This window comes from Streptomyces sp. NPDC050997 (genome assembly GCF_040660135.1).
Lineage (GTDB): Bacteria > Actinomycetota > Actinomycetes > Streptomycetales > Streptomycetaceae > Streptomyces.
Genome location: NZ_JBFAGK010000015.1, coordinates 40,234 through 55,411 on the forward strand (window position 1 = coordinate 40,234; position 15,178 = coordinate 55,411).

The window sequence follows — 15,178 nt, forward strand, 5'->3', positions numbered from 1 at the left end:
CTTTTCCCTCACCGTCGAGCGAAGGGCCGCGATGTCCGCAGCACGCCGTCCCCAGAACCCGTCCACCTCACCGGGACTGACCCGCCGTCGGCTCATCGCCTCACTCGGTGCGCTCCCGCTGGCCGGTGCCGCCGCCGGGTGCGGCACGAGCCAGGCGTCCACCGGCGGTAAAGTGACGATCGACTTCCAGTGGTGGGGCTCCGCAGAGCGCAACCTGGCCACCGAGAAGGCCGTCGCGCTCTTCGAGAAGCGCCACCCGAACATCAAGGTGACGACCTCGTTCGCCGGTTACGCCGCCTACCTCCAGCGGCTCGCCACGCAGGTGGCGGCCGGCAGCGGTCCCGATGTCCTGCAGATGGACTTCGGCTACCTGCGTGCCTACGCCGACCGCAAGGTGCTGTCGAAGCTCACCGACTCCGTCTTCTCCACGATCTCCCTGAAGCGGATACCCACCATCTACGCCCGCACCAGCCTCGTCGACGGCACGTTGTACGGGCTGCCGACCGGCATCGCCACTCAGGCCCTGCTGATCGACGCCAAGTTGTGGCGCAAGGCCGGGGTCGGCATCCCGAAACCGGGCTGGACCTGGGACGACCTGCTGAACGACATCGGTCCTGCGCTGAAGAAGGCGCTACCGGACAGGGCGCCGCTGACCGACTTCAGCGGCCACATCGAGATCTTCCAGATCTGGCTCGTCCAGCACGGCAAACCGCTGTACAAGAACGACGGTTCCCTCGGCTTCACGAAGGCCGACCTCATCCAGTTCTGGGAGTACATGGGCCGGCTGCGGGACAAGGGCGTCTTCACCTCTCCGAGCCTCACCGCCTCGTACGCCAGCGGCTCGACCGCCGACTCGCCGCTGGTCCGGAAGCTGTCGACCGGCGAGTTCTCGATCACCTCCAGCGCCTCGTCGTACTTCGAGACGTACGGTGCGGTGCAGCCCATCTCCTTCCCCACCCAGACGGCCACCTCCCCGATCGGGATGACCGGCGGCGCCTCGCAGGCGCTCTGCGTCCAGCGCAAGTGCGCACACAAGGCGGAGGCCGCGCTGCTGATCGACTTCCTGCTGAACGATCCGGATGCGGCGAGGATCCTCGGTCAGGTACGTGGGCTGCCCTCCAACACGCAGAACCTCGCCGCCCTCGCGCCGGACCTGACCGGAGGCGACAAGGCCGTCTACACGTTCCTCACGTCGATCCAGAGCAAGCTCTCGCCCTCGCCGGCCCCGCCGCCGTCCGGCAGCGACGAGGACAAACTCGACTTCACAAGCATCTACCAGGACATCATCTTCGGTAAGAAGAGCCTTCAGTCGGCCGCGTCCGATATGTGGGACAAGTTCCACACCACTGTCCCCGGGGGATGAGCCAGTGATCATCAGCGAACTGAGGGTCACCCCCGTCGCCCTCCGTGACCCTCCGCTGCTCAACGCCGACGGGGTGCACGAGCCGCACGTCCTGCGCGCGGTCATCGAGCTCGTCACGGACGGCCGCGGCGGTGAGGTGACCGGCCTCGGTGAATGCACCGGCCACGCCTGGCAGTTGGACTGGCTGGAGCTGGTCGGCAGCAGGATCCGGGGCATGAGCGTGTACGACACCGGGGCGCTGGCCCGGCTGGTGGGCGAGCTGCTGGCCGGCCGGGCGGACGGCGTCGCCTACGGGCCGGACGCCAAGTGGCGGCGCTGGTCCGGCCGTACGCCCGGATCACGGGGACCGGCGCCGGTCCCCGCACCCGTCTTCGACGTGATGCGGGTGTACTCCGCCCTTGAGGTCGCCTGCCTGGACGCTCAGGGCAGAAGGGCCGGTGTGCCGGTGGTGGACCTGTTGGGCGGCAGAGTGCGGGACGCGGTGCCGTACGCGGGCTACCTCTTTTACAAGTGGGCCGGACACCCGGGCTCGGGCGACGACGAGTGGGGCGAGGCCCAGGACCCGGACGGCATCGTCGCCCAGGCCGAGCGCATGGTGGATCAGTACGGCTTCCGCTCGCTGAAGCTCAAGGGCGGGGTCTTCCCGCCGGACGAGGAGATCGCGGCCGTCCGCGCGCTGCGGGCGGCGTTCCCCGGTCTGCCGCTCCGTATCGACCCCAACGCCGCCTGGACCCTGACCGCCGCGCTGGCGGCGGTCCGCGAACTGGAGGGCGTCCTTGAATACCTGGAGGATCCGGTGGCCGGGGTCGAGGACATGGCGGCCGTCGCCGCCGCCACGTCGATTCCGCTCGCCACCAACATGTGTGTGACCTCTCTTGACGGCGTACGCCCGGCCCTGGAACGGGACGCGGTACAGATCGTGCTGGGCGACCACCACATCTGGGGCGGCCTCCGCGCGTCCGTCGCGCTGGGGGACGTGTGCCGGGCGGTCGGCTGGGGGCTGTCCATGCACTCCAACTCCCACCTGGGGATCAGCCTCGCCGCGATGACCCACGCGGCGGCGGCCACCCCGGCCCTGGGCCATGCCTGCGACACGCACTATCCGTGGAACGCGGCGGAGGATGTCGTGCTGCCCGGCGCGCTGTCGTTCGAGGACGGCTCGGTACGCGTTCCCGACGGCCCCGGCCTGGGAGTGCAGCTCGATCGCACGGTTCTGGACCGGCTGCACACCACGTACCTCTCCCTGGGCCGAGAGCACCGCGACGACAAGGCCTACCGCCGCAGCATGACGCCATGAGGTTGTGGGCAACTGCCCTGAGGGGCGGGGGAGTTGGGTACTACGGACCGGCATCCGGCAACCGGGCGGCACCACTCACCGGACAGAGCCGTTCAGCGCCGCTCGACCACGGCCGTCGACCCCCGCACCACCAGATGCGTCGGCAGCACCCGCTGCTGCGGCTCCGCCCCCTCCCCGGCGGGCGTCCCCAGGATGCGGAACAGCAGATCGACCGCGGCCCGCGCGGCATGCGCCTTGGGCACCGAGACCGTCGTCAGCGGGGGCGCGGCCATACCCGACAGGGCGATGTCGTCGCAGCCGACCACGCTCATCTCGTCCGGCACCCGCACTCCGCGCGCGGTGAAGCGGCTGATCAGTCCGAACGCGACGATGTCGTTGAAGGCCACCACCGCGGTCGCCCCGCTGGCCAGGACCACATCGGCGGCCCCCGTGATCCCGCCGTCGAAGTGCGGGGCCACACTTCCCACGTGGATGATCTCGACCTTGCCGGAGTCCTCCATCGCCTTGATCCCGGCCGCCCGCTCCTGTGCCGTCCAGGTGGAGCGCGGGCCTCCCACGTAGGCGATCCGGCGGTGGCCGAGCGCGTGCAGATGGGTCAGGGCGTCGGTCATCCCCTCCACCATGTCCGCCGTGACGCTCGCGAAGCCGGGCTCCTTGCGGTGCAGCAGCACGATCGGCTTCATGGTGGCCTGGTCCAGGGCGGCCAGTTCCTCGCTGCTCAGGTGGGGGGCGCACAGCACGATGCCGTCCACCTCCGGGCCGAGAGTGCGGATCGCGTCCAGCTCCAGGCCCTCGTCCCGCTCGGAGTCGCTGATGAACACCGCGTGGCCGAGGCCCCGGGCGCGGGCCTGCACGCCCTTGCAGATGTCCGCGAAGAACGGGTTGAGCAGGTCCGGGACGATCACCGCCAGGTGGCCCGTACGCCCGGTGATCAGGCCCTGCGCCGCACGGTTGGGCTGATAGCCGAGCCGGTCGGCGGCGGCCCGTACTCGCTCGCGCGTGCTCTCGCTCACCGTTCCGTCGGGCGACAGCGCCCGGGACACGGTGGACGGGGAGACCCCGGCCATCCTCGCCACATCTCGAATCGTCACCTGCACGTGCCGAGGTTGACACCCCTGCTCACGGGCGTCAATCAAGATCGCACCCTCCGTGGCCCGAAGCGGCTTCCCCCAGTACAGCCCGAGGAGCGTCGAGCATGTCCCCGCACCAGCCCCGCCACCGCACCGAGGCCGTCGGCCCCACCGGCAGCCGGTACGACCAAGACGTCCAGGACGATAAGGACGGCGCCTTCCTCGCCTTCCTCGGCGCCGCCGCCGACGCACGCGCGACGGACATCCTGGGAAGCCACGCCGACGACCTCACCCAACTGCGCGACCAGGGCAAGGCACGCGCCGCCGCCCGCTCACTGCGCACCCTCGCCTCCGTCCACGTGCACGGCGGATCGGCGCACCACCACGACAGCACCCTGCTCGCTCCCCTCGAACAGCTGGCGGAAGCCCTCGCCGAGGAGCAGTTCGAGGACGGCCTGTGGGACCAGGGAGGCGCCCACTCCCCGCCGGACACCGCCTTCTCCATCGTCGACCTCGCCCTGGCCATGGGCATCCTCGACCAGGACGCACACCCGTCCACCGAGCGGCTGCGGAGCACGGTCGGGCGGATTCTCCGTGCGGCGGGTCCCGGGCTCGCGACCGGCGGTGTCCACACGGCGAACCACCGCTGGCTGGTCTGCGCGGCCCTCGCCCGCATCCACTCCCAGCAGCCCGACCCGTCCTACGTCCGCCGGATCGACGCCTGGCTCGCCGAGGGCATCGACCAGTTGCCGGGCGGCGAGTACAGCGAGCGCAGTCCCAACTACGCGGCGGCCGTCACCAACCCGGCACTGCTGACGATCGCCCGTCTCCACGAACGCGAGGATCTCTACGCGAACGTACGGGCCAATCTGACCGCCGGCTTGTACCTCATCGAGCCCAACGGCGAGGTGGAGAGCGTCCATTCACGGCGCCAGGACCAGACCGCGCTGCGCCACCTTCCCGAGTTCTGGTTCCAGTACCGGGAGTTGGCGATCCGCGACGACGACGGCCGGTTCGCCGCGGTGGCCACGTTCCTGGGCGAACGCAGCACGGACCAGACCTTCGGCGAGACACCGGCCGGCGACCGGCTCGCCGAGGCACTGGACCGTCCCGAACTGGCCCGCCACCTCCCCGAACCCGCCGCCCTGCCCACGGACTTCGAGCACCATGACGACAGCTGCCGACTGGTCCGCGTACGCCACGGCCGGAACACCGCGACCGTCTTCGGCGGCACGGACTTCCCCGAGGTCCGGGCCATCTCCTCGGGACTGTCCACCAACCCGACGTTCTTCAGGATGCGCAAGGGCGCGGCGATCCTCGACTCCCTGCGGCTGGCCCCCCGGTTCTTCTCCCTCGGTCACTTCCGTGCCGAGGGCCTGGAACGCGACGCGGACGGATGGCGGCTGTACGCCGAGGTGCGCGGCGCCTACCACCAGCCGCTGCCACCCGGCTACCGGCGGCAGGACGGCGGCTACCCGCTCACCGACGACGGCCGCTTCTGGTCGGCGATGGACTTCCCGCACCGCGAGCGGGAGTACCGGACACTCCGTACGGAGATCCTGCTCCGCCAGACGCCGGGCGACGGCTGGGACCTGACCTTCTCCCAGACCGGCGCCGATGTGCCGTTCGCGCTGGAGCTGTGCTTCCGGCCAGGGGGCGAGCTGACCGGCGACGGCCTGGAGCGAATCTCCGACGACACCTATCAACTGGTACACGGCGAAGCCGCGTACACCGTGGGCGAGGACCGCATCGTCCTCGGCCCCGGCAACGGCAAAGGCGGCACGCAGCCACCGGTCGTCGATCCGGGCGAGCGCTATGCCTGGCTCGGCGGCTCCCTCACCCCGGACGGCATCCGCGTCCTGATCACCGGCCGTACGTCGACGACGTACCGGCTGACCCTGAGCTGACCGGAGGCCCGTGACGTGTCCGCCCTGTACCGCAACCCCGTCCTCAACGCCGACTGGCCCGACCCCGACGCCATCCGGGTCGGCGAGACGTACTACCTGGTCGCCTCCAGCGGCAACCGCACTCCCGGGCTGCCGGTCCTGCGCTCACCCGATCTGCTCAACTGGGAGCTCGTCGCCCGCGCCCTGCCGGCACTCGCGCCCGCCCAGCACTTCGACCTGCCCCGCCACGGCGCCGGAGTCTGGGCGCCCGCCATCCGGCACCACGCCGGGCTGTTCTGGATCTTCTACCCCGACCCCGACCGCGGCATCTTCGTGCTGACCGCCGAGGACCCGGCAGGGCCGTGGTCCGATCCCTGGCCCTTGCTGCCCGGCCTCGGCCTGATCGACCCGTGCCCGCTGTGGGACGACGACGGCCGCGCCTGGCTGGTCTTCGCCTGGGCCAAGAGCCGCAGCGGCGTCAACAACCGCCTGTCGATGGTGGAGATCAGCCCCGACGCCCGTACGGTTCTGGGCCCACCCGTCACCGTGATCGACGGCGACGCACTGCCGGGCTACTCCATCCTCGAAGGGCCGAAGCTCTACAAGCGCGACGGCTGGTACTGGATCTTCGCCCCGGCGGGCGGCGTGACGAACGGCTGGCAGTCGGCGTTCCGTTCCCGCTCCGTGCTCGGCCCCTACGAGGGGCGCATCGTCCTCGCGCAGGGCGACACCCCGGTCAATGGACCGCACCAGGGGGCCTGGGTCACCTCACCGGAGGGCGAGGACTGGTTTCTGCACTTCCAGGAGCGCCCTCCCTTCGGGCGCGTTCTCCACCTCCAGCCCCTGTACTGGGACGACGACGGCTGGCCCGTGATCGGCGACAAAGGTCGCCCGGTTCTCGAACACCCCGCCCCGGCCCGCGCCCGGCACCACCAGCCCGCACCCCCGGCACAGAGCGACAGCTTCCACGCTACGGACCTGGGCCCCCAGTGGTACTGGCAGGCCAACCCCGACCCCGGCTGGCTCACCCTCGCCGGAGACGGCATCGCCCGACTGCGCGCCGTACCGAACGACCTCGGCAACCTGCGCACCATCCCCCAGATCCTGGGCCGGCAACTCCACGGCTACCCGTCCGACTTGACGACCTCCCTGCGCCTGGACGCGACCGACCCCGGCACCCGCGCCGGCCTGGTCGTCCTGGGGGAGAACTACGCGTACGTCGGTCTCACCCGTGACACCGACGGCACTCGGGTGGAGGCCCGCACGTACACCCCCCGTCAGGGTGAGACCGTTCACTTCAGTGCCCCTGTCCCAGGCCCCGTCACCCCCGTCCAGCTCCGCGTCTCCTCCACCGACGAAGGCCTGTGCACCTTCCGCTTCCGCACCGCCCCCGACGGGGAATGGACCACCGCCCTCGACAGCTTCCAAGCCCTCCCCGCCCTGTGGACCTCCGCCGAACTCGGCCTCTTCGCCACCGCGCCACCCGGCACCCCCGGCACCGGTCAGGCGTTCTTCGGCGCGGTTGGGTCGCGCTGAAGAGGTTCTCCCAGCGCATGAGGCCTCCTCGGTAGCACTGCTACCGAGAATAGAACACCTGTTCGCATGATCGTGCAAGGGCTGTTTTCGATCGCTTCCGGGACCCCGATTTGGGGGCCTGAGGCCCGGGGTGGTTGGCTTGCCCAAACCCCGAGCACTCAGGTCCTGGAGGAAGTCAATGGCGCAGGTCGAGGCCACTACGGAGCGGGTCGTCGCGGCGGACGCGGAGAAGGTGTTCGACGCCCTCGCCGACTACACCGGCACGCGCGCGAAGCTGCTGCCCGAGCACTTCAGCGAGTACGAGGTGCGCGAGGGCGGTGACGGCGAGGGCACCCTCGTCCACTGGCGGCTCCAGGCCACCAGCAAGCGGGTGCGCGACTGCCTCCTGGAGGTCAGTGAGCCCACCGACGGTGAGCTCGTCGAGAAGGACCGCAACTCCTCCATGGTCACCACCTGGCGGGTCACCCCGGCGGGGGAGGGCAAGTCGCGGGTCGTCGTCACCACCACCTGGCAGGGCGCCGGCGGCATCGGCGGCTTCTTCGAGAAGACCTTCGCGCCCAAGGGGCTCGGCCGGATCTACGACGCCGTGCTCGACAAGCTGGCCACCGAGGTCGCGAAGTAGGTCCAACCGGCCGCTCCCGACGAGGCGTTGGCCCCTCACCGGTTCGAGTGGATCTCCGTCTGGACCGGCAGGACGCCGTAACTCGTCGCGCTTGTTCGTAGTTGTCGCTCAATGCGGGAATTGTGTGACAGGTGCGACGAGGGGAGCGGTTCGTGGGCGGAACGACTCTGGTGCAGGACCAACCGGTCACGGCACCCCTCTCGGACGACCCGCCCCCGACATCCGCCACCGCGGCGGAACTCGGCCCACGACGCGTGCGGTTGGTGTTCTGCGCACTGATGCTCGCGCTGCTGCTCGCCGCGCTGGAGCAGATGATCGTCGCCACCGCGCTGCCGAAGATCGTCGGCGAACTGCACGGCCTGGACCGGATGTCCTGGGCGATCACCGCGTATCTCCTCACCGCCACCATCGGACTGCCGATCTACGGCAAACTCGGCGACCTGTACGGCCGTAAGGGCGTCTTCCAGTTCGCGATCGTCGTCTTCGTCGTCGGTTCCGCGCTCGCGGGACGGGCGCGGACCATGGACCAGTTCATCGCCTTCCGCGCGGTCCAGGGGGCCGGTGCCGGCGGTCTCATGATCGGCGTGCAGGCGATCATCGCCGACATCGTTCCGCCCCGGCGGCGCGGGCGCTACATGGGCGCGATCGGCGCCGCCTTCGGGCTCGCCTCCGTCGCGGGGCCGCTCCTGGGCGGTTACTTCACCGACCAGCACGACTGGCGGTGGTGCCTCTACTTCAACGTGCCCTTCGGTCTCATCACCCTGGCCGTCGTCACCGTCGTACTGAAGCTCCCGAAGCGCAGGACGAAGGCGCGCTTCGACGTCCTCGGCGCGCTGCTGCTCGCCGTGGCCTCCACCTGCCTTGTGCTGCTGACCAGTTGGGGCGGCACCGAGCACGCCTGGGGCTCGCGCGTCATCCTGGGCCTCGGCGCGGGCGCGCTGGCCGCCACCCTCCTGTTCCTCGTCGTCGAGCACTTCGCGGCCGAACCCCTCATCCCGCTCAGGCTGTTCAGGGACTCGGTCTTCGTCGTCACCGGCCTGATGGGCCTCGTGATCGGGGTCGCCCTGTTCGGCGCCGCCAGCTATCTGCCGACCTTCCTGCAGATGGTCGACGGGGCCTCCGCCACCGAGTCCGGTCTGCTGATGCTCCCGATGATGGGCGGCATCGTCGGCGCCTCCATCCTCTCGGGACAGTTCATCAGCCACACCGGGCGCTACAAGATCCATCCGGTGATCGGCGCCGCGCTCACCGCGACCGGCATGTGGCTGCTGTCCCGTCTGGAGGCCGACACACCCCGGCTGCACTACAGCATCTGGATGGCCGTCCTCGGCGTCGGCATCGGCATGGTGATGCCGGTGCTCGTCCTCGCCGTGCAGAACTCCGTGCGCCCCGCCGACCTCGGCGCCGCCACCAGCGCCAGCAACTACTTCCGGCAGATCGGCGGCAGCGTCGGCGCCGCGGTCTTCGGCACCCTCTTCGCCGACCGGCTCGCCCACGCCCTGCGTGAACGCCTCCCCGCGCGTGCGGGCGCGGGGCTGCCCGACCCCGAGTCCGTCACCCCGCAGCTCGTGCACACACTGCCCCCGGCGCTGCGCGACGGCTACATCCGGGCCTACGCCGACGCCATGCCGAGGATCTTCCTCTACCTGGTACCGGTGCTCGTCCTCGGCCTGCTCCTCGCCTTCTTCCTCAAGGAGAAGCCGCTGGTGCCCCACGACGCCCCGGTCACCGAGCCGGAGGCCGCGCAGCCGAACGCCACCGTCCCGCAGGCCCGCCCCCACCCTCCGGGCGAGGGGACCCCTGTCGCGCTTCGCTCGCCGAACGTCGCCTCGGCTCCCGTGCGCGGCACGGTGCGGCGCCCCGACGGCACCGTCGTGCCCCGCGCGGCGCTCACCCTGATCGACGTCGCCGGGCAGCAGATGGGGCGGGGCGCCGGCGACGAGGACGGCCGGTACGCACTGTCCGCGGCGCGCTCCGGCTCGTACGTCCTGATCGCCGCGGCCGGCGGGCACCGGCCGCAGGCGGTCTCCGTGACCGTCGGCGAGCGCCCCGTCGAGCTGGACTTCGTCCTCGGCGGCGCCGGATGCCTCGCCGGGTACGTGTTGACCGCGGACGGCATGCCCGTGCCCGAGGCCGCCGTCACCCTCACCGACGTACACGGCGAGGTCGTCGCCACCACCCGCAGCGGCCGCGAGGGCGGCTATGTCATCACCGAGCTGGTGGCCGGCGAGTACACCCTCGCCGCCGGTGCTCCCGGCTTCCGCCCGGCCGCGCTGCCCGTCACCGTCCAGATCTCCCGGGAGACCCGCCAGGACGTCGAACTCGCCGCCGGTGTCGTGCTGCGCGGCACCGTGCGGGCGACCGGCGGGCGGCCCGTCGAGGACGCGCGGGTGACCCTGCTGGAAGTGGGGGGCAACGTCGTGGACACCCTCACCACCGGCCCGGACGGAGCGTTCCGGTTCGTCGACCTGCCCTGCGGCGAGTACACCGTCATCGCCGCGGGTTACCCACCGGTCGCCACCGTGCTCCAGGTCGCCGGCGCAGGGCCCACGCAGCGCGATCTCCTGCTGGGGCACGAGGACTGAGAACCCCTCAGCAACTCCGGTCTCCGCGAGCAGTCGTCCCAGCTCAGGGTGGGGGCGCGCGGGCGCGCGCCGGTGTGCTTCGGTGCTACTGATTCCCGAATTGCCGCACATCGTGACCGGCCGACGCCGTACGGTGGTGACGGCAGCACAGATCTCGCGGAGCCGTGGGGAAAGAGGGCCTGGGCCGTGGACCGTGGCACCGACAGGGGCACACCTCCCAGCCTCGGAGCTGGGATCGGCGCGGCGGAGACCGTCGGGGCCGGGCGCATCCCGCTGGCCGTGGTCGTGGTGGACCGCGACGGCTTGGTGTCCCACTGGAGCTCCGGCGCCCGACGCCTGTTCGTCATAGCCAAGGAAGAGGCGATCGGCCGGCCGGCCGTCGATCTGCTGCCCGTCTCCGGAGCGCTGCCCGAGGAGGACGAGGCCGCCCCCTACGGGCCGTACGCGGCCTATGACGGCCTCGGCCCCGACCTGGAGTCGTCCCTCGACGGAGCCCTGTCCTATCCGGCCGCGGGCCGTGCCCGGCTCACCGTGCCCGGGAGCGAGCGCGGCGGGACGGGGAGCCCCTCGCCCGAAGAGCGGCGCAGGGTCGATGTCCTGTGGTGGGCCTACCCGTTGGTGGGTCCCGGACGGGAGCGGCTGCTCGTCCTCGCCGCGGACGCCGGCGGGTTCCACCGGGGTGACGCCGACGAGGGCACGGTCGTCGAGCGGATCGCGCCCGCCTTCGCGCTGCACACCGACTTCCCCGGCGCCGACGAACTCGCCCGCAGGCTCCCCGAGATCCTGCCCAGCATGAGCGTCGAGGAGGGCGCCCGTATCGTCGCGCAGATTCTCGAACTGGGCTACCCGGTGCTGGAGTTCAGCCAGAACGACCGGGTGCCTGTGACCCCCGACTGGGGTGTGGCCCGGCGCGCCGAGCGCAAGGCCCGCCAGGAGCGGGCGGCACGCGCCGTCGCGGCCGGAGAACCCCTGCCGCAGGAGCTCGCCGACGAGGTCGAGGACCTGGAGTACACCGCCGTACGGGAACGCCTCGAGTTCCTCAACGAGGTGAGCGGACGCATCGGCACCTCGCTCGACCTGTCCCGGACCATCGTCGAGGTCAGCAAGGCCGTCGTGCCCCGCTTCACCGACGTCGCCGGCACCTATCTGCGGGAACAGGTCGTCGCCGGTGAGGGGTTCCCGGACGGCGTTCCGGACACGACCACCATGTGGCACCGGGTCGCTCTGGAGCACACCGACGAACCCGGCCGCTGGGAGGATGTCGTACCGGTCGGCGAGGCCATGCCGTTCCCCGCACACACGCCGTTCTTCCAGTGCATGACCAGCGGCGAACCCGTGCTGGTGCCCCGGATCAGCGAGGAGATGGGCCACGCCATCGCCTCGCAGTTCGAGAAGCGGGACATCCGGCCCCTCATCAGCAACCGGTCCATGCTGATCGTGCCGCTCAAGGCACGCAACGTGGTCCTCGGGTTCATGATCCTGCTGCGCCACCCGGAGCGCGTCGAGTTCAACGACATGGACCGGGTCACCGGTGCCGAACTCGCCGCCCGCGCGGGCCTCGTGCTCGACAACGCGCGCATGTACACCTACCAGGAGAGCGTCGCCGAGACCCTCCAGGACAGCATGCTGCCGCACATCCCGCCGCGCATGGCGGGCTGCGACATCGCCACCCGCTATCTGCCGGGCACACTCCTCGGCCGGGTCGGCGGCGACTGGTTCGACTCCGTGAAACTGCCCGGCGCCCGCACCGCCCTGGTCGTCGGCGACGTCATGGGGCACGGCCTCAACTCCGCCGCCATGATGGGCCAGTTGCGTACGGCCGTACAGACCATGGCCGCCCTCGACCTGCCGCCCGCCCAGCTGCTGCGCAACCTCGACGACCTCGCCCAGCGCCTCGGTGACACCTACCTCGCGACCTGCCTCTACGCCGTCTACGACCCGATCGCCGGCGAACTGCACATCGCCAACGCCGGGCACATCCCGCCCGTCCTGGTGCGGGCCGGGAACGGCGCCAGTGAGCTGCTGGACCTGCCCACGGGCGCGCCCATCGGTGTCGGCGGGGTGCCCTTCGAGGCGGTGCGCGTGCGGGTGGAGCCCGGCGACCGGCTCGTGATGTGCACCGACGGGCTCGTCGAGGTGCGCGGCGAGGACATAGGCGTAGGACTCGCCACGCTGTGCGAGTCCGCGGCCCATCCGGCCGCGTCCATGGACGATGCCTGCGACACCATCATCCGCGCCCTCGCCGCGACGTTCTCCGAGGCGGGCCTCGGTGGCCGCAAGGACGACGTGGCCCTGCTGATGACCCGCCTCAACGGCATCGAACCCGACCATGTCGCCGAGTGGCGGCTGCGCCTCGACCCGGCCGAGGCGGGCCGGGCCCGCGCGGTGGTCCGCGAGCAGCTCCACGAGTGGGGGCTCGCCAAGCTGGCCGATCCCGCCGAGCTCATGGTCAGCGAGATCGTCACCAACGCCCTACGGCACTCCCACAGCCGACCCGTCGATCTGCGTCTGGTGCGTGGCGACACCCTGCTGTGCGAAGTGGACGACGACGACCACGACCTGCCGACCCTGCTGAGCGCCGGCCCCGGAGCCGAGGTCGGGCGCGGTCTGCGCGTGGTCAGCACCCTCGCCCGTGAGTGGGGAACCAGCAGGACCAAGGCCGGCAAGACCGTCTGGTTCGAGCTGACACTGCCGCGGCGCTGAGGGGCGCTGAGGGGCGCTGAGCGGCTCCCGGGGTACCCGCGGCGCCCGGAGCGCGGCGGGCGTGTGTGGTGCGTCAGGCCCCTCGGGGCGCACACCGGCGTATCCGCGTCGAACGAATGATGAAGGAACGCGCCGGGCGCTTGTGGGTGCGAACAGGGCGCGATACACCGTACTGGCTCGTCATACGAGGCGGGCGGCCGTCGCACCCTGGGAGTGGTCATGAGCGTGACGAGTCGGTACCGGGAGGCCTGGGAAGGCTTCTGGCGTGAGGCTCCCGAGGAGCAGGGGGCGGTGTTCTGGGACGCGGAGCCGATCCTCACCGCCGGTGTCCATCTCGCCCTCTTCGAACCCCACCTGGCCGACCCCAGCCTGCCGATGCTGGACCTCGGCTGCGGCAACGGCACCCAGACCCGCTTCCTGGCCGACCGCTTCCCCCACGTGATCGGCGCCGACATCTCCGCCGCCGCCCTCGACCATGCCCGGCGCGCCGATCCGGCGGGTCGGGCGCGGTACCGGTTGCTGGACGCCGTCGAGAAGGGCGCGGCGGAGACACTGCACGCGGAACTCGGCGACGCCAACGTCTACATGCGAGGTGTGCTGCACCAGGCCGACCCGGAGGACCGACAGGCACTGGTGGACGGCCTCGCCACCCTCGTCGGGGAGCGCGGCCGGACCGTCCTCGTCGAGCTGTCCGAGTCCGCCAAGCCCGTCCTGCTCGGCCTGGCGCGGAGCCCCGAAGGGCCACCGCCCAAGCTGGCGCGGGTCTTCCGGCACGGCATCGCGCCCGGCGAGGTCGCCGACGACGCGATCCCCGGGTACCTGAACACGGCCGGGCTGACCGTCCTGGCGAGTGGTGAACTGCCGCTCACCACCACGGAGTACCGGCCCGACGGCACCCGGATAGAACTGCCGTCGAGGTGGCTGGTCGCGGGACGCACGATGTGACACCGGCGACACCTGTGGCGGTCGGTCGGGGGTACAGGGAACTCCCGCAAGCCCAAAATCGTTGTCAACTCGCGCCACTGTCAACCCAGTTGTTGTCGCACCAGTTGTTGTCGCAGTTGTCAACGAAGCCGACATCATGGAGGCCCGCGCCATGCCCCCGACCCGCCCCCACTCCGGCCCGCAACCCCACCCCCACCCCCGTCCACGTCCGACCCGGCGTGCCGTGCTCGGCGGCGCCGCCCTGGCCGCGCTGGCCGTGACGGCCGGCGCCGGTACGGCCAGCGCGACCCCGCGCACCGGCTGGCCGACGGAGTTCCAGCTCCCCGACGGCTGGCTCCCCGAGGGCATCGCCATCGGCGGCGGGCCGTACGCCTACCTGGGCTCCCGTGCCAACGGCGCCCTCTACCGCGCCGACCTGCGCACCGGCGAGGGCCGGATCGTCTTCGCCGGCGGCACCGGACTGGTCTCCGTGGGCCTGAAGGTGGACCACGACGGACTGTTGTACGTCGCCGGGAACACCGGCGTCGCCCGCGTGCACGACGCCCGCACCGGCGAACTCCTCGCCACCCACCAACTCACCCCGGCCACCGGCCACTTCATCAACGACGTCACCCTGCTCGGCGACCGCGCCTGGTTCACCGACTCCCGCGACGCCGCCCTCCACAGCGTCCCGCGCGGCGGCAGCGGCGGTGATGTCCGTGCGCTGCCGCTCACCGGCGACTGGGTGCAGCTGCCGAACGTCAACAACGCCAACGGCGTCGTCGGCACGCCCGACGGCCGGGGGCTGATCGTCGTGAAGAGCACGCCGGGCGAGCTGTACCACGTGAACCCGAGGACCGGGCACGCCACCCGGATCACGCTGGTCGGCCAGGACACGGTCGTCAACGGCGACGGATTGTGGCGCATCGGCCGCACGCTGTACGTCGTACAGAACCGGCTGAACCTGATCAGCGTCTGGGACCTCGATGCCAAGGCCACCACGGCCACCCTGCGCCGGACGATCACCGACCCGCGCTTCGACGTGCCGACCACGGCCGCGCGCTTCGGTGACCGGCTGTACCTGGTCAACGCGCGTTTCACGACGACCCCGACACCCACGACGACGTACAACGCCGTCGCGGTCCCCGTCTGAGCCGACGGCTCCGCGTGAAGCGGGCCGCGGGGTGCCCGC

At 71.3% G+C, this 15,178-nt stretch carries 10 protein-coding genes; 9 read left to right on the forward strand and 1 reads right to left on the reverse strand.

Translation table 11 applies throughout. The features are described from left to right. Positions 1–31 precede the first annotated feature (31 nt). Positions 32–1,363, forward strand: a complete 1,332-nt coding sequence (locus AB0H86_RS29395; RefSeq protein WP_362445191.1) for an extracellular solute-binding protein — start codon at positions 32–34, stop codon at positions 1,361–1,363. A gap of 4 nt (positions 1,364–1,367) precedes the next feature. Continuing rightward, positions 1,368–2,660 carry an enolase C-terminal domain-like protein gene (locus AB0H86_RS29400; RefSeq protein ID WP_362445195.1) on the forward strand — a complete coding sequence of 431 codons (1,293 nt, stop codon included), beginning with the start codon at positions 1,368–1,370 and terminating at the stop codon, positions 2,658–2,660. 92 nt (positions 2,661–2,752) lie between these two features. On the opposite strand, the gene AB0H86_RS29405 is transcribed toward AB0H86_RS29400, so the two are convergent. Continuing rightward, positions 2,753–3,736: a LacI family DNA-binding transcriptional regulator gene (locus AB0H86_RS29405; RefSeq protein WP_362445198.1), complete on the reverse strand. Its 984-nt coding sequence runs from the start codon at positions 3,734–3,736 to the stop codon at positions 2,753–2,755. A 119-nt stretch (positions 3,737–3,855) separates the two neighbouring features. Between AB0H86_RS29405 and AB0H86_RS29410 the strand changes: the two genes are divergently transcribed. From AB0H86_RS29410 to AB0H86_RS29440, 7 genes are all read left to right on the forward strand, one after another. Continuing rightward, on the forward strand, positions 3,856–5,637 hold the full coding sequence (locus tag AB0H86_RS29410) for a hypothetical protein (protein ID WP_362445201.1): 1,782 nt from the start codon (positions 3,856–3,858) through the stop codon (positions 5,635–5,637). A 15-nt stretch (positions 5,638–5,652) separates the two neighbouring features. After that, a complete protein-coding gene (locus tag AB0H86_RS29415) occupies positions 5,653–7,152 on the forward strand; it encodes a family 43 glycosylhydrolase (protein ID WP_362445204.1) in 1,500 nt (499 codons plus the stop codon). 178 nt (positions 7,153–7,330) lie between these two features. Beyond that, positions 7,331–7,774 carry an SRPBCC family protein gene (locus tag AB0H86_RS29420; RefSeq protein WP_362445207.1) on the forward strand — a complete coding sequence of 148 codons (444 nt, stop codon included), beginning with the start codon at positions 7,331–7,333 and terminating at the stop codon, positions 7,772–7,774. 152 nt (positions 7,775–7,926) lie between these two features. Further along, positions 7,927–10,359 carry a DHA2 family efflux MFS transporter permease subunit gene (locus AB0H86_RS29425; protein WP_362445210.1) on the forward strand — a complete coding sequence of 811 codons (2,433 nt, stop codon included), beginning with the start codon at positions 7,927–7,929 and terminating at the stop codon, positions 10,357–10,359. A gap of 186 nt (positions 10,360–10,545) precedes the next feature. After that, positions 10,546–13,062, forward strand: coding sequence for a SpoIIE family protein phosphatase (locus AB0H86_RS29430; RefSeq protein WP_362445213.1), 2,517 nt, complete (start codon positions 10,546–10,548; stop codon positions 13,060–13,062). 219 nt (positions 13,063–13,281) lie between these two features. Beyond that, complete coding sequence (locus AB0H86_RS29435; protein WP_362445216.1) at positions 13,282–14,007, forward strand: methyltransferase domain-containing protein; 726 nt, start codon at positions 13,282–13,284, stop codon at positions 14,005–14,007. 151 nt (positions 14,008–14,158) lie between these two features. Further along, positions 14,159–15,139, forward strand: a complete 981-nt coding sequence (locus AB0H86_RS29440; RefSeq protein ID WP_362445219.1) for a superoxide dismutase — start codon at positions 14,159–14,161, stop codon at positions 15,137–15,139. The last annotated feature ends 39 nt before the right edge of the window (positions 15,140–15,178 follow it).

Bases quoted from the DNA above. Each gene is read 5' to 3' on its own strand.
- AB0H86_RS29410 (WP_362445201.1), top strand. From the start codon at position 3,856: ATGTCCCCGCACCAGCCCCGCCACCGCACCGAGGCCGTCGGCCCCACC.
- AB0H86_RS29435 (WP_362445216.1), top strand. From the start codon at position 13,282: ATGAGCGTGACGAGTCGGTACCGGGAGGCCTGGGAAGGCTTCTGGCGT.
- AB0H86_RS29395 (WP_362445191.1), top strand. From the start codon at position 32: ATGTCCGCAGCACGCCGTCCCCAGAACCCGTCCACCTCACCGGGACTG.
- AB0H86_RS29420 (WP_362445207.1), top strand. From the start codon at position 7,331: ATGGCGCAGGTCGAGGCCACTACGGAGCGGGTCGTCGCGGCGGACGCG.
- AB0H86_RS29440 (WP_362445219.1), top strand. From the start codon at position 14,159: ATGCCCCCGACCCGCCCCCACTCCGGCCCGCAACCCCACCCCCACCCC.